Here is a 17,861-nt window from a genome sequence, read left to right on the forward strand (position 1 = left end):
AGGCTAGCTCGCCGCGGCCTTGCCCGCCGCCGGACGTTTCGCCCGAGCCCGAAACACTGCCGAGTCGGGACCGCGTCGCCGAGACTGCTTGCCATGCAGACCAGCACTGGAAAGGTCCAGCTCGCGTTCATGATGTCGCTGGACGGCTTCGTCGCCGGCCCCGGCCACAGCATGGGCTTCATGGACGGGACCACGGTCCGCGACGGCGTGCATCGGGAGCTCATCGAGAGCACCGGCGCGATCCTGGCCGGACGCGACGGCTACGACAGCACCGGAGGAAACCTACTGCCCTACGGCGGCGCATGGAGTGGGCCGATCTTCGTCCTCACGCATCACCCCGAGGACGTCCACACAGCCGACGGCGCCACGGTGCTGAGCTGCTCCGCGGCGGAAGCGGTGCGGATCGGTCTGGAGGCGGCGCGCGGCCGGAACCTGCAGGTGTTCTCCCCGACGATCGGCCGGCAGCTGCTCCGCCTGGGACTGGTCGACGAGATCGACGTCCATGTGGCGCCCGTCCTGCTCGGCGACGGCATCAGGCTCTACGACGCGCCCGGCGGCGAGCTCGTCCGCCTGGCCCGGGACGGCGACGGCCCCGGGCTCGCCGCGCGGCTGCGCTACCGGCCGGCGTCCTCGGTGTCACGGGTGCGGCGCAGCCAGAGCAGGCCGAGCACCGGCAGCACCAGCGGCACGAACCCGTAGCCGCGCCCGAACACCGACCACACGGTGTCGTCGGGGAAGTCGCCCGGGTCGAACGCGGTGATGGCGCCCACCGTCAGCACCCCGATCAGCTCGACGGTGACGGCGGTCAGCGCGACCCGGCGGGCCGTCGCGCCGGGGCGGGCCAGCGCCACGGTCGCGACGATGTACACGAGGGCGGCGAAGGCCGACAGCAGGTACGCGAGCGGCGCCTCGTCGAAGTTCGTCGCGATCTGCACGCCGGCCCGGGCCGACGCCGCGAGCGCGAACACCGCGTAGACGGCGATCAGCAGCCGGCCGGGACCGCTGGAGCGCCGCGACGTCGCGCTCACCCGGCCCCCGCGTCCCAGAGCTGCTGCATGCGCACGACCAGCACCGGCACCACCAGAGCGGCCACGACCAGCACCGACGTGCCCCAGCGGGACTTCTCGGCGAGCGCCCAGAACAGCCCGAGCGGCACGATGATGAGGGTCATCAGCAGGTACCCGACGAACGTCGCGGTCTCGTCCGGCGCGCCGTCGGTGACCATCAGCACGATCGCCACCGCCGCCTGCACGAGGAGCAGCAGCTCGACCACACCGGCGCCGATGACGTACGGCTCGCGCGGCGGCTGGTTGCGCACGACCGCCACCAGTGCCCACGCGGCGTAGGCCAGCGAGGCGACGATGACGGCCCAGTCGACGACGGCAACCATGGGTCAGCCCGTCACGGGAGCCGGGCCAGCTCGTCGGTGAGGTCGTCCAACCCCAGCGAGCCCATCGAGAGCGCGGCCATGTGCCACGCCTTGAGGTCGAAGTCCGCGCCCCGCGCCGACCGCGCCGCGTCGCGGCCGGCCAGCCACGCCCGCTCACCGAGCTTGTAGCCGATGGCCTGCCCCGGCGCACCCAGGTAGCGGACGATCTCGGAGTCGAGGAACGCGGTGTCGCGGCCGTTGAACGCGCCGAAGAACTCGCGGGCCAGCTCCGGCGTCCACACCTCGCCCGGGTGGAACGTCTCGCCGTTCGGGATGCGCAGCCGCAGGTGCATGCCGATGTCGATGATCACCCGGATCGCCCGCATGATCTGCGCGTCGAGGTAGCCGAGCCGGACCGGCGGGTCGGTGAGGTAGCCCAGTTCGTCCATCAGCCGCTCGGCGTAGAGCGCCCAGCCCTCGGACATCGCGCTCACCGAGCCGAGGCTCACCTGGTAGCGCGACAGCCGGCCGGCGACGTGCACCCACTGCGCCAGTTGCAGGTGGTGACCCGGGACGCCCTCGTGGTACCAGGTGCTGACCAGGCCCCACACCGGGAACCGGGTCTCGCCCAGCGTCGGCAGCCAGGTGCGGCCGGGCCGGCTGAAGTCGAGCGACGGGCGGGTGTAGTACGGCGCGGCCGCGCTGCCGGGCGGCGCGATCATCGCCTCGACGTGCTTGATCGGTTCGGCGAGGTCGACGTGGATTCCGTCGAGGTCGGCCATCGCGCGATCCATCAGGCCCTGCAGCCAGACCCGGACCTCCTCGACGCCCTCGATCGCCTCGCCGTGCTCGTCGAGGTGGCGCATGACGGCGAGCGGCGTGTGGCCAGGCAGGACGGCGTCGGCGGCCTGCTTCATCTCGTCGGCGATGCGGTGGAACTCGGACCAGCCGTAGGCGTAGGCGTCCTCGAGGTCGAGGTCGGAGCCGGTCCAGTAGCGCGCGGCGGCGGTGTAGCGCTCGCGGCCGACCGCGTCGGGCGTGCCCTCGGCGCCCGCGCGGTAGCCGGCGAGGTGGTCGCGCAGCTCGGCCAGGCCACCGCCGGCGACGGCGGCCGCTGCGGTCAGCTCGTCGCGCTGGGCGTCGGGGCCGTTCGCGACGAACGAGGTGTACCAGTCGGCCTCGAGCCAGGTGTCGAGCTGTTCGAGGACGGTGTCGACCTGACGCGGCGCGGCGTACAGGCCGCGGCGGGCGCCCTCGTCCAGCGACGCCTGGAAACTGGCGACGGCCGCCGGGATGTTGCGCAGCCGCCGGCCGATGACCGCCCAGTCGTCGTCGGTGGCGGTCGGCATCATCAGGAACACCGAACGCATCGACTGCACCGGCGAGAACAGGTTGCTCAGCTCGCGCAGCCCCTCACCGGCGTCGTGCAGCGCCAGCGACGCCGTCAGCCGCTCGCGCAGCAGCCGGGCCGCGCGGCGCTCCTCGACCGGCAGCCCGCCGTCGCCGGCGGCCCGCTCGGCGGCGTCCAGCTCGGCCAGCGTGCCGCGCGCCGCGTCGGCCACCACCTCGCGGCCGTCGGGCGAGTAGTCAGGCATGGCGTCGACACCGGGCCTGATGCCCAGCGCGGTCCCGACCAGCGGGTTCAGGTCGGCGATGGTCTCGACGTAGCGGTCCGCGATGTTCCGGGGTGTGTCGGCGTCGTCGTGAGGCACCGGCCCATCATGCCTCGGAGCCTGCCACCGTGTGCGTCAGGGTCTCCGGGACACCGGCTCGCATCGTCGTGAGGCACCGGGCCACGACAATGCCTCGGTCCCGACCGCAGTGTGCGTCAGGGTCTCCGGGACACCGGCTCACATCATCGTGGGGCACCGGGCCACGACAATGCCCCGGTCCCGACCGCCGTGTACGTCAGGGTCTCCGGGACACCGGCTCAGGACACCGGCCCGCATCGTCGTGAGGCACCGGGCCACGACAATGCCTCGCGCCCCGCCGCAGCGTGCGTCAGGGGTCAGCCGGTCGCGACGGTGTCGCCGCGCACCTGGGCGGCCGCGCCGGGCACCGGTTCGGCGGGGTCGGCGCCGGTCGCGACGATGCGGTTGGCGGCGTCGACGTGCACCACCCGCGGCTGGAACCCGCGCGCCTCGGCGTCGTCGACCAGCCCGTAGCTGATCAGGATGACGAGGTCGCCGGGCTGCACGAGACGGGCGGCGGCGCCGTTGATGCCGATGACGCCGGAGCCGCGCCGGCCGGGGATGACGTACGTGGTGAGGCGCGCGCCGTTGGTGATGTCGACGATGTCGACCTGCTCGCCGGGGAGGAGGTCGGCGGCGTCGAGGAGGTCTTCGTCGACGGTGACCGATCCCACGTAGTGCAGGTCGGCCTGCGTGACGGTGGCGCGGTGGATCTTGCCCTTCATCATGGTGCGGAACACGGGTTCACTCCTGGTCTCGCTCGCTCGATGCGGCCGGTGGGCCGTCACCGTCGGCGTGGCCGTCGGGTCGGGGTGCCGACTGCTGCCGGTACCTCGCCATCCATTGTTCTGGAACATCGGTCTTGCGTGCCAGCCGGGCCCGTTCGGCCTGCTCCTCGGCGATGACGCGGGCCTCGGCCGGCCGCCGGTGCGCGATGACGGCGTCGACCGGACCGGGGGTGGTGTCGACGTGCACCGACGCCAGCCCGAGCCGGCGCTGCAGCGGCCCCTGCACGATGCGCACGCTCTGCGTCTTCGCGTGCGGGACGGCGGTGAGGTTGCGGTACAGCACGCCCTCGCGCACCACGACCACCTGACCGTCGACGCCGTACGCCAGCCGCTTCCAGCCGAACGGACGCAGCCAGCGAGCCGGCCGCGGGGCGTGCGTCAGCGGCACCGACAGCGGGTCGGACCCCGGCAGAACGTGCCGCAACACCTCGGCCGCCTCCTCGTACGTCGCCACCGGCAGCAGCGTGGACGTGCGCTGGCTGTCGTCGGACGACTCGCCGCTGTAGCCCGCGACGTCGACGTCCAGCCGCACCCAGCCCTTCCCTCTCCACAACAACGGCTGGCGCATGGCTACTCCCTGCACCCGGCCGGGCGGCACGGTCTGGTGCTGGGTGTCGAGCAGGCCCTTGCGGATGCGGTAGCCGTCGGGCGACTCGGCCAGGACGAACGCGAAGTTGCGGCCCAGCTGCCCCCACAGCGCGGCGCCGATGGCGATGACGCCCGGCAGCATCGACGACAGCACGCCGACGGTGACCTGGCTGTCGCGGAAGAACAGGAACGCGACGCCGATGCCGAGGATGAACACCACGCCGGTGACGAACGCGCCGGACAGCACCGTCGACCACACCAGCCGGTCCAGCGGCACCTGGTGCACGACCCGCTCCGGCGCCTCCGGCGTGTCGGCGTCGATCCCGGCGGCCCGGGCCAGCAGCTCGGCCCGCAGCCGCACCGCGTCGTCGACGGCGAGGTACTGCAGCGGCGCCTCGGCCTTGCCGCCGCCGGCCACCTCCAGCCGCAGCTCGGAGACGCCGAGCAGCCGGCCGGCCAGCGGGCGGTTGATGTCGACGGCCTGCAGGCGGTCCAGCCGGACCCGCCGGGAGCGGCGGTTCAGCATGCCGGAGTCGATGCGCAACGCGTCGCCGTCGAAGCCGTACCGGGTGAACCACCAGGACAGCAGCCCGACGATCATCCCGACGACGGCGAACGCCAGGACGGTCAGGCCGAACCGGCCCATCTCGCCGGAGCGCAGCGCGTCCTGACCGCCGATGCCGATGGCCAGGGCGAGGAAGCCCCAGCCGCGCAGCAACGGGGTCAGCGGGTGGAGGCGGCGGAAGTGCTCGGGCGTCGGGTCGACCCGGGCGGCCTTGCTGCCGTCGGCCTCGCTCCCCGGCGTGGTGGTCACAGACCGGCCGCCTGGGCCTCACCGAGCGCCGACAGCCGGTCGCGCAGCCGCGCGGCCTCGGCGGCCGGCAGGCCGGGGATCTTCGCGTCGGTGGCCGGCGAGGCGGTGTGCAGCTGGACGGTGGCCAGGCCGTAGCGCCGCTCCAGCGGGCCCGACGCGACGTCGACGAACTGCATGCGGCCGTACGGCACCACCGTCAGCCGGCGGTACATGACGCCGTGGGTGACCAGCAGGTCGTCCAGCCGCTCGGCGTAACCCCAGGCGCGCCAGTTGCGCGGGATCAGCCACAGCCCCCACACCAGCGCGATCAGCGCCGCGGCGACGACCGGGAGCACCCCGGCCGCCCCGAAGATCAGCCCCAGCACGACGCCAGCGGCGCCGGCGACCAGCGTCACCGTGATCAGCAGCACCAGCCGGCGCAGGTCGACGAGCTTGCGCGACACCTGTTGCCAGGCCTCGCCGGGCGGCGCGAAGAGCTCCTCCTGGTCCACGGCGTCGAGGCTACCCCGCTGCTCATCGCGCGGCGGCGCGGCTCAGCGGGTGACGACCGTCTGGACCTCGGCGACCGGCAGGTCCAGCGACGTCGGCGGCGAGACCACGGCGCCCAAGGCACCGCCGTCCACCGGGGTGCCGCCCTGCTGGCCGGACCACGACGCGACGTAGGCACCGGTGGCCGTGACGGTGTAGGCGAGCCCCGGCACCCGCGCCGACGAGCGAGTGTGCAGCAGGCTGCAGCCGGCCGACTGGGGCGTGCCGGCCGCGTACGACGTGCGGGCCTGCTCGGCCGTGCAGCCCGCCGACGGGCCCGCCGACGAACGGACCGTGAGGCGGTCGGGGTCGGCGACGACGGTGGCGGAGTCGTCGCCCGCCGTTGCCGTGACCTCGAGCCGGACGAAGCCGTCGCGCGGGCCGTCGCCGGGCGCCACCCAGAACCAGGTCGCGAGGTTGACGTAGGAGGTGGCCGCCGGGTTGCGCATGGTGTCGGGCGCCGGGATGGCGAGGTGCTCGAACGCCACCTCGGCCAGCAGCTCCGGCGGAACCGGCGGCGTGGGCGGCTGCGGCGGCGTGCTGCCCTCGGGCACCCAGAGGGTGTGCGCGCCGCCGTTGGCCGCGACCAGCTGGTCGAAGCACTCGCCGGCCACGTCGAAGTCGCCGTCGACGTTGAGCAACGTGCCGAACGCCCAGTGACCGGGCTCGTCGCGGTGCGCCTCGATCTCCTCCAGCGGCGGGTAGACGAAGGTCTGCTCGTTGCCGGGCCCGACGGGGTCGTCGAGGCTGTCGTACTCCAGTGCCCAGTTCTGGTACGCCCACTCGCCGGTGGCGAACTCCATGACCTCCCAGTAGCACGGCGACGGCACCTGCACGCTGACGGACACCCCGCCGCCGTCGCCACCGGAGCCGTCGCTGCCGTCGAGGCCGTTGCCGGTGAGCGAGACGGCGACGGCGGTGAGCCCGCCCTCGTCGGCGTCGCCGCCGACCTGGTCGTCGCCCACTCCGGCGAGGGCCGGCGCTGTGCCGAGCAGGGCGAGGAAGCCGGTCGTCACGCCGGTGAGCAGGGCCGTTCGTGCGCGTCGCATCGTCGTCTCCCGTGGGGGTGTCACTCGGCCGTGCGGTCAACCGCAGTCATGGTCGGATTCCTGCACGTCGGCGACGACCCAGGCGTCGCCGTCGGCGGCCAGCTGCACCAGCACGGGCAGGAGGTCTCCGCGGCTGTCGGCGACCTCGGCGCCATCGGCGTCGACGTCGTAGGTGTCGCGGCCGTCGAGGCAGTCCTGGATGGCCGCCGTCGGGCCGCTGACCGAGACCACGAGCGGCGCGAGGCGCAGCGTGCCGATGGTGCGGTGACCGTCGGCCAGCAACCGCGACGCGACGTCGACGACGCGTTGGCGCTGCGGGTCGGCGGAGAGGTCGAGGAGCGGCTGGTGGGCGGGGTCGGGCAGGCTCACCGCGGTGAGGTCGGCGCGCCAGAAGGCGAGGTACGCCTCGAACACCGCGAGGTCGGCCGGCGCCTCCGGCGGGGCGCCGCCGACCTCGAGCGCCCAGTCGCCGTCGGCGGGGCCGGACGGGTCAGCCGTCGGCGGGTCGGACGCGTCGGTGGTCGGCTCGCCGGTGACCGTGCCGGACTCGGCGTCGTCGATGTCGAGCAGGCCCAGCGGCGGCTCGCCGGGCGCCTCGCAACCCGTCAACAGCACGGCCGACACCGCCACCGCGGCGGCGATCCCACGCATCCGCATTCCGCCCACCTCGCGCAGAAAAGATCCATTGCGACAATCTGTCGGAGGTGAGCGTACCGTGTGTCAGCCGGTCATTCCCCGGACCCCGTGGGCGGCACGAACTCACCCGCCGCGACGTCGACGTCGAGGGTGTTGCCGGGCGGCGCCAGCGGGCACGTCCACGCGGGGTCGTAGGCGCAGGACGGGTTGTAGGCGAAGTTGAGGTCGACGACGAGCGCGTCGTGCACCGAGCCGCCGAGGTCGGCGCCCTTGACGGTGTCGAGCAGGTAGCGTCCGCCGCCGTACGTGGCCCGGCCGGCCGACGCGTCCTTGACCGGAACGAACACCCCGCCGCCGTAGGAGTCGAGCCACCACACGTCGAGGTCGCCGAGCGGCAGGTGTAGCCGTCCGGCCAGCACGAACGGCACGACGCCGTCGGTGGCCGTGGGCACCTCGAGCCGTCGCGGCTCGACGTCGGGGTCGACCGGCAGCACGAACCGCAGCGCGGCGTCGTACGGCGCGTGCCGCAGCCCCGCGAAGCCGGCCCGCCGCTCGGGCGGGACCGGCGACGCGGGATGCGTCCGCACCAGTTCGTCCCGGCCGGCCACCCACTGCTCGTGGGCGCCGGCCGGATCTGCCTCGCTCTCGTCCCGGACGGCGGCGTAGAGCGCGTGGACCCGCCGCCGCCAGTCGAGGACGTCGAGCGCGCTGATGGAGCTCAGAGCAGCCCCTTGTCCTCGAGGTAGGCCCGCGCGACGTCGGGAGCCTGCTGCCGCTCGGCGTCGACCTGCGCGTTCAGCATGGCGAGGTCGTCGGTCGTGAGCACCTCGGCCAGCTGGTTGAGCGCGTCGGCGATGCCGGGGTCGCCGGCGGACTCGGTGTTGACCACCGGCACCAGGTTGTCGGCCGCCTGCAGCGCCTGGTCGTCCTCGAGCACCACCAGACCGAACTGGTCGAGCGTGCCGTCGGTGGTGCCGACCAGGCCCAGCTGCGCGTCGCCGCGCTGCACCGCCGTCTTCGTCTCGCTGGTGCTGAACCCGGTGGCCAGCGGCGGGTCGACGATGTCGAGCCCGTACACCGACTCGAGGCCCGGCTCGCAGAACGGCCGGTCGGGGCACTCCTCGACCGCGGCCAGCGTGATGGGCTGGCCCAGCGCGCCGAGGTCGGAGAGCGTGGTGAGGCCGTTCTCGTCGGCGAACTCCTGGGAGACGGCGAACGCGTTCTGGCTGGCCGCCTCGGCCGGGTCGAGGATGGTCAGCCCGCGCTCCTCGGCCAGCGGCCGGGCCGCGTCGACCGTCTCGGTGGCGTCGGACGTGGCGATGGGCGCGCTCGACGGCGCGTCGGGGCCGTTGACGGCGCCGTTGAGGAACTCGGCGAACGTGGCCAGGTACTCCGGCACGACGTCGATCTCGCCGCTCTCGAGCGCCGGCTCGTAGATCTCGCGGTTGGCCACCGACTGGATGTCGACGTTGTACCCGGCGTCCTCGAGCAGCGCCGCGTACATCTCCTGCATGATCACCATCTCGGTGAAGTTGGCGCCGCCGACGGTGAGGTCACCGCCACCGCCGCCGTCGGTGGCGGTGGAGTCGCCGTCACCCTCCTCGAACGGGTCGTCGTCGTCGCCGCCGCACGCCGCCAGCGACAGCGCCAGGCCGGCCGCGGTGGCCAGCACGGCCGCTCGTCTCCGCATGGTCATGTTCTTCACCGGTGTCACCTTCTGTGTCCCGTGCCGGGCGCCAGGCCCCGCACGCGTGTCCGGCGAGCACCCTCATAGCGCCCGCGTGGAATCAGTCAACTACGCGCCACTGACAACCTCGTCCGTGACGAGCGGCATTCCCCGGTCACGATCGCGTTTCGACCGTCCTTGCCGCGTGGCCCGGCGCATCGGGTCGGCGGCCCGCTGCAGCAGCGCCATCACACCCTCGATCGCCAGCGCCAGCAGGCCGACCATGATCGCGCCGCCGATCAGCTCGGGCACGTCCTGCCGGTTGAAGCCACTGGTGATGATGCGGCCCAGACCCGGCCCGGAGATGACGGCGGCCAGCGTCGCCGTCGCCACCACCTGCACCGTCGCCAGCCGGATGCCGCCCATGATGAGCGGCACCGCCAGCGGCAGCTCGACGCGGCGCAGCAGCTGGAGGCCGTTCATCCCCATGCCGCGAGCCGCCTCGACGGCGTCGCGGTCGACCTCGCGCATGCCGACGTAGGCGTTGGTGAGGATCGGCGGGATCGCGAAGAGCACCAGCGCGATGACCGTCGTCCAGATCGACAGCCCGAGCGGGGTCATGTACAGGATCGCCAGGATCGCGAACGTCGGCACCGCCCGGCCGACGTTGCTGATGTTGACGGCGAGCGCGCCGCCTCGTCCGATGTGCCCCAGCCAGAGCGCGATCGGCAGCGCGACGGCGCAGGCGATCGCCATCGACAGCAGCGTGATCCACAGGTGCTCGGTCAACCGGGTGCCGACGCCCGTCGGACCGGACCAGTTGTCGCCGTCGAGCAGCCAGTTGACGCCGTCCACCAGCCCGTTCACGCGTGCACCCCCCGTCGCCACGGCGTGAGCCATCGTTGCAGCGCCAGTAGCAGCAGGTCGGCCACCAGCGCCAGGACCACGCAGAGCACCGAAGCCGTCAGCACCTCGGCGTGGAAGTTGCTGCGCTGGCCGCGGGCGATCAGGTTGCCGAGGCCGCCGTGGCCGACGATCATCCCGATGGTCGTGAGCGCGATGGTGGACACCGTCGCGACCCGGAGCGCGGCGAACACCGCCGGCACGGCCATCGGCAGCTCCACCTTGCGGAGCAGCCGGAAGCCGTCGTAGCCCATGCCGACCGCCGCCTCGCGGACGTCGCCCGGAACCGCGTCCAGGCCGGTGAGGATGCCGCGGACCAGGATCGTCAGCGAGTACAGCACCAGCCCGATCACCACCGTCGTCGCGGTGAGCTTGGTGAGCGGCACCAGCAGCGAGAACATCGCCAGCGACGGGATGGTGTACAGGGCCGTCGACGTGCCCAGGATCGCGCCGCGCAGCCACCCGACCCGGCGGGCGACGACCGCCAGCACGAGCGCGAGGGCGAAGCCGATGACGACGGACACCACCGTGATGGTGACGTGCTGGCCGAGCGCCTCCATGATCTCGTCCCAGCGAGTACGGACGTACTCGCCACACACCCAGTCGTTGCGCACGAGGCAGTTGTCGGTCAGGGTTGCGGTATGAACGGGCCCGGAGAGCGCCATTCCGTTGACGCTACCGAAGAACCGATGATTCGTCTCGACCGCGTCTCCAAGACGTACCCCGACGGCACCGTCGCGGTGCAGGAGCTCACCCTCGAGGTGGGCCGCGGCGAACTGGTCGTGCTGGTCGGGCCGTCCGGCTGTGGCAAGACCACCACGATGAAGATGGTGAACCGGCTGGTCGAGCCGACCGGCGGGCGCATCGTGGTCGACGGTGTGGACGTCACCGACGCCGACCCGGTGGCGCTGCGCCGCGGCATCGGCTATGTCATCCAGAACGTCGGGCTGTTCCCGCACCGCACCATCGAGGAGAACATCGCCGTCGTCCCCGAGCTGGTCGGCTGGCCTCGCAAGCGTCGCCACGAGCGGGCCCGCGAGCTGATGGAGCTGGTCGGCCTCGACCCCGCGGTGCACGGCAAGCGGTACCCGCACGAGCTCTCCGGCGGGCAGCGGCAGCGGGTCGGCGTGGCCCGCGCGCTCGCCGTCGACCCTCCCGTCCTGCTCATGGACGAGCCGTTCAGCGCCGTCGACCCGGTGGTGCGGTCGCAGCTGCAGGACGAGTTCCTGCGGCTGCAGGACGACGTCCGCAAGACCATCCTGTTCGTCACGCACGACATCGAGGAGGCGGTCCGGCTGGGCGACCGCATCGCGGTGTTCAAGCAGGGGGGCCGGCTGGAGCAGTTCGACACCCCGGCGGCCATCCTCGGCGCGCCGGCCACCGACTTCGTCGCCGACTTCGTGGGCGCCGACCGCGGCCTCAAGCGGCTCTCCGTCACCGCCATCACGCCGGCCGACCTCGAGCACCCGCCGGTCGTCAAGGCCGACGACGACCTCGCCACGGCCGGCGCCGCCCTCGGCGACGAGCGCTGGGCCGTCGTCCTCGACGGCGACGGCGGACTGGCCGGCTGGGTGGGCCACGACATGCTGACCGGCGCCGGGAAGGTCCGCGACCACGCGCGGCGCATGGAGGCGTGGGTCGAGCTGGACGATTCCCTCAAGGTGGCGTTCGCCGAGATGCTGCAGTGGAACGCCGGCTGGATCGCCGTCCTGGACGACGGCGACCGCTACGTGGGCGTGCTGACGCCGGCGACGCTGCACGCGGCGCTACGGCGCTCCGTCGAGGCCGAGGCGAAGGACGTCGCCCGGGCCGAGGTGGTGCTGGAGACGGTGCAGAACGCCTGACGGCTCGTTCGGCTCAGGCGCTGCGTTCCTGGCGCTGCTGCACCGGGGCGGACTTCTTCTTGCGGTCGGCCTCGGGCAGCAGGTCGGTGTTCTTGTCCTCCCACTTGATGAGGTCGACCACCGTCGGCGCCTCGGAGAGGTCGGGCCACAGGTCGTTCCACTCCGCGCCCTCGGCCAGCCGGGCCAGCTCGACGCTCGGGGTGGACGCGCCGGGACGGGCGCTGCGGGCGGCCGCGATCTCGGCCTCCAGCAGGTCGAGCTTCGACCGCATGACGTCGATGCGCTCGGACGCGACGTCGAGCAGGCCGACCATGTGGTCGGTGAACTCGCGGTGCTCCTCGGAGTAGCGGGCGTGCGCCTGGGAGTACTCCGCCGCCTGCTCGGCGCGGACCGTGGCCACCTCGACCCGCAGCCTGCGCTCCAGCCGGAGCACGAATGCGCCCAGCACCGCCGCGCCGACGGCGCCCGCGGCCGCCGCGATGCGCGGCCACGGCCCGTCCAGGACCATGGCGGCGACCGTCAGCGCGATGGCCGCCGCGGGTGCGGCGACGGCGAGCAGACGGACAGCGGTGAGACGGCGGCGGTGACGGACGGAGGCCATGGGCGTCACCGTACCTTCTTGTACGGCGCGAATCGGACTTCACACGCCGCGCCACACCGGGAACTTCCGTCCCGCGTTTCACCCGCGCCGCGGCCGCCGACGCGGTCTCACTGCCGGGCCGCTCGGCCCCGGACTCGCCGGGCGTCGGTGGCGTGAGCGACGGCCCTCCGCGCCGCGCCCAACGCACGCGGCCGGCGCAGGCACGCGGCCGGAGCCCGCCACGGCACGGGCGGCTCGTGCGGGACACGGGTGCGGCTCAGCGCGAGCCCGCTCGTCGCGCTTCCGGGCGGCAGCACACGTGGGGCGGTCATGCCTCGATGATCCAGGACGCGGGCGCGCGGCGTCACCTGGATTTCAGGCCGGGTGGCGCCGCCGTTCTCGTCATCTCGTGACGCCTGGCTACGGTGCGGGCATGCCGACCGTACGCGCCAACGGCGCCGACCTCGCCTATGACGACGCCGGAAGTGGGCCCGCGGTGGTGCTCGTGCACGCCGGCATCGCCGACCGGCGGATGTGGGACCACCAGGTCGCCGCGCTCGCGGAGCGGCACCGGGTGGTGCGCTACGACTGGCGCGGGCACGGTGAGTCCGGCCCCGCCGCCGGGGAGTTCGCCCACCACGCCGACCTGCTGGCGCTGCTGGACGCACTGGACATCGAGCGGGCGGCGCTGGTCGGCTGCTCCATGGGCGGCGCGTACTCCGTCGACGTCGCGTTGGCGGCGCCGGAGCGGGTGACGGCCCTGGCGCTGATCGCGTCCGGGCTGTCCGGGCACGAGTGGCCGGCCGAGATGGGCGCGCTGGCCCGCGAGCGGATCCTCGCCGCGGTGCCGGCCGACCGGCTGGCGCGCTACCGCGAGCACACGGCGGACCACGTCGACCCGGCGGACGTCGCGGCGATGGCCGAGGCACAGCTGCGGCTGACCGCCGTCGGGCCGGGGCGGGAGCCGTCCGACCTGGACCCGGACGCGTGGGAGCACATGGTGCGCATGTGCCGCCTGGTGTTCGAGCGCGAGTGGACCGGCCCGGCGCACACCGAGCTACCGGCCGACCCGCCGGCGAAGCCGCGGCTGGCCGGCGTCGTCCAGCCGGCGCTGGTGGTGAACGGCCGCGCCGACCTGCCGTACATCCAGGAGGTGTCCGGCCTGCTCGCGGACGGGATCCCGGGTGCACGGCGGGTCGACCTCGACGACACCGGCCACCTGCCGCCGGTGGAGCGCCCGGCCGAGGTGACGGCGTTGCTGACGCGCTTCCTGGCCACGTAGGGACCGGAAACCCGGGTGACCCCGGCCGGACCGTCCGGTTACGGTCGGGCGGTGCCCGAGCTGCAACGGCTGCGTGCCGACCACGCCCCGGCGGTCCTGGCCTTCGAGCTGGCCAACCGCGCCTACTTCGCCGCCTTCATCTCCGACCGCGGCGACGCCTACTTCGAGCACTTCACCGAGCGGTTCGACGCCCTGCTGGCCGAGCAGGAGGCCGGCATCTGCGCCTTCTACGTGCTCGTCGCCGCAGACGGCTCGGTGCTCGGGCGGTTCAATCTGGTCGACATCGATGACGGCACCGCGATCCTCGGCTACCGGGTCGCGCAGCACGTCGCGGGCCGTGGCGTGGCGACCGCGACCGTCCGTGAGCTGTCGCGCCTGGCGGCGTCGCGGCACGGGGTGCGCACGCTGCGGGCGGCCGTCGCCGAGACGAACGTCGCGTCGCGGAAGGTGCTGACGAAGGCCGGTTTCGTCCTGACCGGCCCGGCCGACCCGGCCGACATCGGCGGCCAGCCGGGCAGCTGGTTCGAGCTCGTGCTCGCTTAGGCCGGGTGGGCGCCGTTCTCCTCGTCGGACGGTGGCGGGACCTCGCCGGCGCGTTCCAGCCGGACGGCGGCCACCGTCAGCACGACCGCGGCCGCGACGACGACGGCGGAGAGGACGGCGCGGTTGCGGCCCATCGGGGAGTCGAGCAGGCCCAGCGCCAGCAGGCCGAGGCCCGTGTAGACGCCGGTGAGCAGGGCGCCGAAGTAGGCCGACGCCTTGGCGAGGGCGACGGAGCGGGCGACCCGGAGTGCGTCGATGCGCTGGTCGAAGCGCCGCTCGGTGATCCAGCCGCGCACCGCCCGGGCGCCGGCGAACATGCCGACGGCCAGGAACAGCAGCAGCAGCGGCAGCACCCACGGGATCGGCGGGAGCGCGCCCGACGCGGCGTCGACGATGCGGCCGATCGACCAACCGGCCGGGACCGCCACCGCGGCGACCCAGATCAGCGAGCCGATCTTCGTCCGTTGCACAGTGTGCCGCGACCCGGGGGTCAGGCCGGGATCTCGAGCGCCTCGTCCAGCCGGCGCACGCCGGTGGCGTCGACGGCCGAGCTCAGCTCCACGACGCGGCCGAGGCCGGGCACCGAGAAGTCGGGGTCGACGTCGGCCCACGGGATGAGCACGAACGCCCGCTCGGCGAGCCGCGGGTGCGGCACGTGCAGGTCGTCGTCGTCGGAGGTGACGTCGCCGACGGCGAGCACGTCGATGTCGAGCGTGCGCGGGCCGTTCGGGACGTCGCGGGTGCGGCCGTAGGCGGTCTCGGTGGACTGGGCCCGTTCCATCAGCGAGCGCGGCGACAGCGTGGTGTCGACGACGAGGACGGCGTTGAAGAAGTTCGGCGAGCCGCTGGGGGTGTCGACCGGTTCGGACTCGTACACCGGCGAGACCGCGACGGGCACGATCTCGGAGGAGTCGGTGAGGGTGTCGACGGCCGCCTGCAGGAACTCGAGGCGGTCGCCGAGGTTGCTGCCCAGCGCGAACGCCGTACGCCGCAGCGGACGCAGATCACCCGTCAGCGTGTCGGCGTCGACCACGTTGGGGTTGGGGACATTGGTCACGTTCGGGCCCTTCGAATCGTCACGGTCACGTCGTCGAACGGCACCGCCACCGGCGCCTCCGGCTTGTGCACGGTCACTTCCGCCGCCTCCACCCTGGGATCGTCCAGGCAGAGGTCCGCGATGCGCTGGGCGAGGGTCTCGACCAGCCGGACCGGCTCCCCCGAGACGAGGCCGACCACCCGTTCAGCAAGACTGCCATAGTCCACGGTGTCGGTCAGGTCGTCGCTCTGGGCCGCCGCACGGGTGTCGACGCTCAGGGCGACGTCGACGCGGAACAGCTGGCCGTTCTCCCGTTCATGGGCGAACCAGCCGTGGCGTCCACGCGCGGTGAGGCCGCGCAACTCGATACGGTCAGGCACCCCACGACCCTAGCGGCCCGCACCCGCTCATCGTGCACTCGGACGAGGGTGGGATTGGCCACGGTCGCTCACCCTTGCGCGAGCCGGGCCGCGACGTGCACCGCGTCGAGCGTCGCGGGGACGGTGTGGACGCGGACGCACCAGGCTCCGGCCAGCGCGATCGTCGTCGACAACGCGTCGGTGGCGGCGTCGCGGCCGACCGGCGGGCGCCGTTCCCCGGTCTGCGGATCGGCCAGCAGTTCGCCCAGGAAGGTCTTGCGCGACGCGGCGACGAGCAGCGGCAGCTCCAGCGCGTGCAGCTCGGCCAGCCGGGCCAGCAGCGTCCAGTTGTGGTCCCACGTCTTGGCGAAGCCGAGCCCGGGGTCGACGGCGATGTGCTCCGGCCTCACCCCGGCGGCGAGGGCGGCGTCGACCCGCGGCCGCAGCTCGGCGAGCACGTCGGCGACGACGTCGTCGTAGGCGATGCGCTCCTGCATGTGGTCGGAGTGCCCGCGCCAGTGCATGAGGACGACCGGCACGTCCGCCTCGGCGACGACGCGCAGCATGTCAGGGTCGGCCAGCCCGCCGGACACGTCGTTGACCAGCCGCGCACCGGCCTCGAGCGCGGGTGCGGCGACCTCGGCGCGCATGGTGTCGACGGAGACGACGGCGCCCGCGGCGGCCAGCTCGCGGATCACCGGCAGCACCCGGCGGCGCTCCTCGTCCGGCGACGGGCGCGCGGCGCCGGGCCGGGTGGACTCGCCGCCGACGTCGACGATGTCGGCGCCCTGCTCGATCAGCTGCAGCCCGTGCTCGATCGCGTCGCCGGGTTCGTACCAGAAGCCGCCGTCGGAGAAGGAGTCGGGCGTGACGTTCACGACGCCCATGACCAGCGCGCGATCCGGCCGCGGCAGGCCCGCGACGTAGCGCTCCGGGCGGCCGCTGCTCATCGGCGCAACGCGATGTCGGTGCGGTGGTGGCTGCCGTCGAGCCTGATGTGCCCGACCGCCTCGTACGCGCGGGCGCGCGCCTCGTCGATGTCGTCGCCGACCGCCGTGACCGACAGGACCCGGCCACCGCTGGAGACGACGGCGCCGCCGGCGTCCAGCCGGGTGCCGGCGTGCAGCACCTCGACGCCCTTGACGGCGGCCGCGTCGTCCAGCCCGCCGATGGGGTCACCGGTGCGCGGGGACGCCGGGTACCCGTGCGCCGCGACGACGACGGTGACCGCGGCGCCGTCGCGCCACACCGGCTCCGGGTGCTGGGCGAGGGTGCCGGTGGCCGCGGCCCGCAGCAGCCCGCCCAGCCCGGACCGCAGCCGGGCCAGCACGGCCTGCGTCTCGGGGTCGCCGAACCGGGCGTTGAACTCGACGACGCGCACGCCGCGCGACGTCAGCGCCAGCCCCACGTACAGCAGGCCGGCGAACGGGATGCCGCGGCGCTGCATCTCCTCGATGGTCGGCCGGACGACCCGCTCCATGACGTCGTCGACCAGGCCCTCGGGCGCCCACGGCAGCGGCGTGTACGCGCCCATGCCGCCGGTGTTGGGGCCCTCGTCGCCGTCGTAGGCGCGCTTGAAGTCCTGGGCCGGGGTGAGCGGCACGGCGACCCGGCCGTCGGTGACGCAGAACAGCGACACCTCGGGGCCGTCGAGGTACTCCTCGATGACGACGCGGCCGCAGGCCTCGGCGTGCGCGAGCGCGGCCGCGCGGTCGTCGGTGACGACGACGCCCTTGCCGGCGGCCAGGCCGTCGTCCTTGACGACGTACGGCGCACCGAAGCGGTCCAGCGCGGCCTCGGCCTCGGCGCGGGTCTCGCAGACCACGGCCATGGCGGTGGGCACCTCGGCCGCGGCCATGACGTCCTTCGCGAAGGCCTTCGACCCCTCCAGCCGGGCGGCCCGCCCGGACGGCCCGAAGCAGGCGATGCCGCGTGCCTTGACGGCGTCGGCGACGCCCGCCACCAGCGGCACTTCGGGTCCCACCACGACGAGGTCGGCGTCGAGCCGGGCGGCGAGGTCGGCCACGGCCTCGGGCTGGTCGGCGACGACGGAATGGACGGCGATGTCCGCGGCGATGCCCGCGTTGCCCGGCGCGGCGTGCACCTCGGACACCTCGGGGTCGCGCAGCAGGCAGCGCACCAGGGCGTGCTCGCGGGCGCCGGAACCGATGACGAGTACCTTCAC

Annotated in this window: 22 protein-coding genes; 4 read left to right on the top strand and 18 right to left on the bottom strand. The window is 73.7% G+C overall.

The features are described 5' to 3' along the window. The first annotated feature begins 93 nt into the window (after nt 1-93). Entirely contained in the window at nt 94-699 is a 606-nt protein-coding gene (locus BLU82_RS26960; RefSeq protein WP_157741285.1) for a dihydrofolate reductase family protein, read from the top strand. Here the strand turns inward: BLU82_RS26960 and BLU82_RS26965 are convergent. From BLU82_RS26965 to BLU82_RS27020, 12 genes are all read right to left on the bottom strand, one after another. Next, nucleotides 615-1,028, bottom strand: a complete 414-nt coding sequence (locus tag BLU82_RS26965; RefSeq protein ID WP_092624017.1) for a hypothetical protein — start codon at nt 1,026-1,028, stop codon at nt 615-617. The two genes, BLU82_RS26960 and BLU82_RS26965, sit on opposite strands and share 85 nt — an antisense overlap. Beyond that, nucleotides 1,025-1,390 carry a hypothetical protein gene (locus tag BLU82_RS26970; protein ID WP_092624018.1) on the bottom strand — a complete coding sequence of 122 codons (366 nt, stop codon included), beginning with the start codon at nt 1,388-1,390 and terminating at the stop codon, nt 1,025-1,027. Before BLU82_RS26970 ends, BLU82_RS26965 begins: the two co-directional genes overlap by 4 nt. A gap of 11 nt (nt 1,391-1,401) precedes the next feature. Further along, the gene (locus BLU82_RS26975) at nt 1,402-3,081 is read right to left on the bottom strand and encodes a DUF885 domain-containing protein (RefSeq protein ID WP_197682504.1); all 1,680 of its coding nucleotides are present in this window, start codon (nt 3,079-3,081) and stop codon (nt 1,402-1,404) included. Between the two features lie 296 nt (nt 3,082-3,377). Continuing rightward, on the bottom strand, nt 3,378-3,800 hold the full coding sequence (panD, locus tag BLU82_RS26980; protein ID WP_092624019.1) for an aspartate 1-decarboxylase: 423 nt from the start codon (nt 3,798-3,800) through the stop codon (nt 3,378-3,380). A gap of 4 nt (nt 3,801-3,804) precedes the next feature. Continuing rightward, on the bottom strand, nt 3,805-5,250 hold the full coding sequence (locus BLU82_RS26985) for a PH domain-containing protein (RefSeq protein ID WP_092624020.1): 1,446 nt from the start codon (nt 5,248-5,250) through the stop codon (nt 3,805-3,807). After that, a complete protein-coding gene (locus BLU82_RS26990) occupies nt 5,247-5,741 on the bottom strand; it encodes a PH domain-containing protein (protein ID WP_197682505.1) in 495 nt (164 codons plus the stop codon). Before BLU82_RS26990 ends, BLU82_RS26985 begins: the two co-directional genes overlap by 4 nt. Before the next feature lie 42 nt (nt 5,742-5,783). Next, the gene (locus BLU82_RS26995) at nt 5,784-6,827 is read right to left on the bottom strand and encodes a hypothetical protein (protein WP_092624021.1); all 1,044 of its coding nucleotides are present in this window, start codon (nt 6,825-6,827) and stop codon (nt 5,784-5,786) included. A gap of 36 nt (nt 6,828-6,863) precedes the next feature. Next, the gene (locus tag BLU82_RS27000) at nt 6,864-7,484 is read right to left on the bottom strand and encodes a hypothetical protein (protein ID WP_092624022.1); all 621 of its coding nucleotides are present in this window, start codon (nt 7,482-7,484) and stop codon (nt 6,864-6,866) included. A gap of 71 nt (nt 7,485-7,555) precedes the next feature. Continuing rightward, nucleotides 7,556-8,071: a DUF1684 domain-containing protein gene (locus BLU82_RS27005; RefSeq protein ID WP_197682506.1), complete on the bottom strand. Its 516-nt coding sequence runs from the start codon at nt 8,069-8,071 to the stop codon at nt 7,556-7,558. Nucleotides 8,072-8,181: 110 nt separating this feature from the next. Further along, the gene (locus tag BLU82_RS27010) at nt 8,182-9,159 is read right to left on the bottom strand and encodes an ABC transporter substrate-binding protein (protein ID WP_092626346.1); all 978 of its coding nucleotides are present in this window, start codon (nt 9,157-9,159) and stop codon (nt 8,182-8,184) included. 99 nt (nt 9,160-9,258) lie between these two features. Further along, entirely contained in the window at nt 9,259-9,996 is a 738-nt protein-coding gene (locus tag BLU82_RS27015) for an ABC transporter permease (protein ID WP_197682507.1), read from the bottom strand. Continuing rightward, nucleotides 9,993-10,697 carry an ABC transporter permease gene (locus BLU82_RS27020; protein ID WP_092624024.1) on the bottom strand — a complete coding sequence of 235 codons (705 nt, stop codon included), beginning with the start codon at nt 10,695-10,697 and terminating at the stop codon, nt 9,993-9,995. The genes BLU82_RS27015 and BLU82_RS27020 overlap by 4 nt, the downstream gene beginning before the upstream one ends. Before the next feature lie 24 nt (nt 10,698-10,721). Here BLU82_RS27020 and BLU82_RS27025 point away from each other — a divergent pair, with 24 nt between their 5' ends. Continuing rightward, on the top strand, nt 10,722-11,876 hold the full coding sequence (locus BLU82_RS27025; protein ID WP_092624025.1) for an ABC transporter ATP-binding protein: 1,155 nt from the start codon (nt 10,722-10,724) through the stop codon (nt 11,874-11,876). 13 nt (nt 11,877-11,889) lie between these two features. Here BLU82_RS27025 and BLU82_RS27030 read toward each other — a convergent pair whose 3' ends face one another. Further along, nucleotides 11,890-12,477, bottom strand: a complete 588-nt coding sequence (locus tag BLU82_RS27030) for a hypothetical protein (RefSeq protein WP_092624026.1) — start codon at nt 12,475-12,477, stop codon at nt 11,890-11,892. A 412-nt stretch (nt 12,478-12,889) separates the two neighbouring features. Here BLU82_RS27030 and BLU82_RS27035 point away from each other — a divergent pair, with 412 nt between their 5' ends. Together BLU82_RS27035 and BLU82_RS27040 are read left to right on the top strand one after the other, a co-directional pair. Then, nucleotides 12,890-13,738 (top strand): alpha/beta fold hydrolase, encoded by an 849-nt coding sequence (locus tag BLU82_RS27035; protein ID WP_092624027.1) that lies wholly within the window; start codon nt 12,890-12,892, stop codon nt 13,736-13,738. Nucleotides 13,739-13,789: 51 nt separating this feature from the next. After that, complete coding sequence (locus tag BLU82_RS27040) at nt 13,790-14,281, top strand: GNAT family N-acetyltransferase (RefSeq protein WP_092624028.1); 492 nt, start codon at nt 13,790-13,792, stop codon at nt 14,279-14,281. Here the strand turns inward: BLU82_RS27040 and BLU82_RS27045 are convergent. The 5 genes from BLU82_RS27045 to purD form a co-directional block, all read right to left on the bottom strand. After that, nucleotides 14,278-14,751 (bottom strand): DUF3180 domain-containing protein, encoded by a 474-nt coding sequence (locus BLU82_RS27045; protein WP_157741286.1) that lies wholly within the window; start codon nt 14,749-14,751, stop codon nt 14,278-14,280. The two genes, BLU82_RS27040 and BLU82_RS27045, sit on opposite strands and share 4 nt — an antisense overlap. A 20-nt stretch (nt 14,752-14,771) precedes the next feature. Next, on the bottom strand, nt 14,772-15,338 hold the full coding sequence (gene folK / locus BLU82_RS27050) for a 2-amino-4-hydroxy-6-hydroxymethyldihydropteridine diphosphokinase (RefSeq protein ID WP_092624029.1): 567 nt from the start codon (nt 15,336-15,338) through the stop codon (nt 14,772-14,774). After that, a complete protein-coding gene (gene folB / locus BLU82_RS27055; RefSeq protein ID WP_092624030.1) occupies nt 15,335-15,697 on the bottom strand; it encodes a dihydroneopterin aldolase in 363 nt (120 codons plus the stop codon). The genes folK and folB overlap by 4 nt, the downstream gene beginning before the upstream one ends. Before the next feature lie 68 nt (nt 15,698-15,765). Beyond that, the gene (folP, locus tag BLU82_RS27060; protein ID WP_197682508.1) at nt 15,766-16,626 is read right to left on the bottom strand and encodes a dihydropteroate synthase; all 861 of its coding nucleotides are present in this window, start codon (nt 16,624-16,626) and stop codon (nt 15,766-15,768) included. Then, nucleotides 16,623-17,861 (bottom strand): phosphoribosylamine--glycine ligase, encoded by a 1,239-nt coding sequence (purD, locus tag BLU82_RS27065; RefSeq protein ID WP_092624031.1) that lies wholly within the window; start codon nt 17,859-17,861, stop codon nt 16,623-16,625. Before purD ends, folP begins: the two co-directional genes overlap by 4 nt.

The organism is Jiangella sp. DSM 45060 (genome assembly GCF_900105175.1).
GTDB lineage: Bacteria > Actinomycetota > Actinomycetes > Jiangellales > Jiangellaceae > Jiangella.

Coding starts and splice junctions, on each gene's coding strand:
- BLU82_RS26960 (WP_157741285.1), top strand. CDS start 94: ATGCAGACCAGCACTGGAAAGGTCCAGCTCGCGTTCATGATGTCGCTG.
- BLU82_RS26970 (WP_092624018.1), bottom strand. CDS start 1,390: ATGGTTGCCGTCGTCGACTGGGCCGTCATCGTCGCCTCGCTGGCCTAC.
- BLU82_RS26995 (WP_092624021.1), bottom strand. CDS start 6,827: ATGCGACGCGCACGAACGGCCCTGCTCACCGGCGTGACGACCGGCTTC.
- BLU82_RS27000 (WP_092624022.1), bottom strand. CDS start 7,484: ATGCGGATGCGTGGGATCGCCGCCGCGGTGGCGGTGTCGGCCGTGCTG.
- BLU82_RS27010 (WP_092626346.1), bottom strand. CDS start 9,159: ATGACCATGCGGAGACGAGCGGCCGTGCTGGCCACCGCGGCCGGCCTG.
- BLU82_RS27020 (WP_092624024.1), bottom strand. CDS start 10,697: ATGGCGCTCTCCGGGCCCGTTCATACCGCAACCCTGACCGACAACTGC.
- BLU82_RS27025 (WP_092624025.1), top strand. CDS start 10,722: ATGATTCGTCTCGACCGCGTCTCCAAGACGTACCCCGACGGCACCGTC.
- BLU82_RS27030 (WP_092624026.1), bottom strand. CDS start 12,477: ATGGCCTCCGTCCGTCACCGCCGCCGTCTCACCGCTGTCCGTCTGCTC.
- BLU82_RS27035 (WP_092624027.1), top strand. CDS start 12,890: ATGCCGACCGTACGCGCCAACGGCGCCGACCTCGCCTATGACGACGCC.
- folP (WP_197682508.1), bottom strand. CDS start 16,626: ATGAGCAGCGGCCGCCCGGAGCGCTACGTCGCGGGCCTGCCGCGGCCG.